Raw genomic sequence first — 792 nt, forward strand, 5'->3', positions numbered from 1 at the left:
TTCTTTCCATTGTTCAAGCATATGAACGTAATTTCCACCGCCAAGGTAAATTAAATCGGCAGAATGAATCATCTCATCTATTTCATATTTAGTAGGTGTTTCGGTTGAAATGCGTAAAATTTGAACCTCACAATGTAATTGCTTTTCAAATGTTGCTAAAAATAACTTTATATATCCTTCATCATCACGACTAGCTGTAGGAATGAATAATACTTTTGGGTATTGTTTATTCGTTAATTCTATAAGTCGTTCATTAATATACAAGTGATTTGGATCTTGTAAATCACCGCCACCAATGACAGCTAATTTCATAGTAAAGCACCACCTAATAATATTTGTTATGTAAAAATTCGATAGTGGGGAGTTACATTCCTTCTGTGATTTAATGAATAAGGGGAAATAAAGTGAACAATATATTGAAATAGCATAAGGAGTCGATAGCTGTGGATAGAAAGGAATTAGAAGCAGTTTATCCCGCTATTTGCGGGCAGTAAACTCCCCCCTCAAAATGCGATTGGAGCAAAGCAGTTAGGTGGGAGCTCTGCTGCCCGTAAACGCCCGATTGGTGTGGGCTAATAATCAATGGGGGATGAACAAAATCCCCATTGATTAAAGTTTCACTTTATTGATATATAATACTGGAAAATATTGTTTCAAAATATGGGGACAATATGTTTAAATGAATATAACGACGTACTAATGAATGTTGAAAGAGTATTTATATTTAAAAAGTACAGGGAATACCAAAAGTTTTACAAAAGTGTTTTTTATTTTTTATAGGAACTTATTTTA

General features: G+C 33.1%; 1 protein-coding gene. It reads right to left on the reverse strand.

Annotated features, from left to right (window positions below):
- Positions 1–312, reverse strand: a 312-nt coding sequence (locus AC1DJR_RS32040; protein ID WP_477004473.1) for a Type 1 glutamine amidotransferase-like domain-containing protein, incomplete at its 3' end; no start/stop codon positions are given.
- Between the last annotated feature and the right edge of the window lie 480 nt (positions 313–792).

The organism is Bacillus sp. 05T31 (assembly GCF_056396725.1).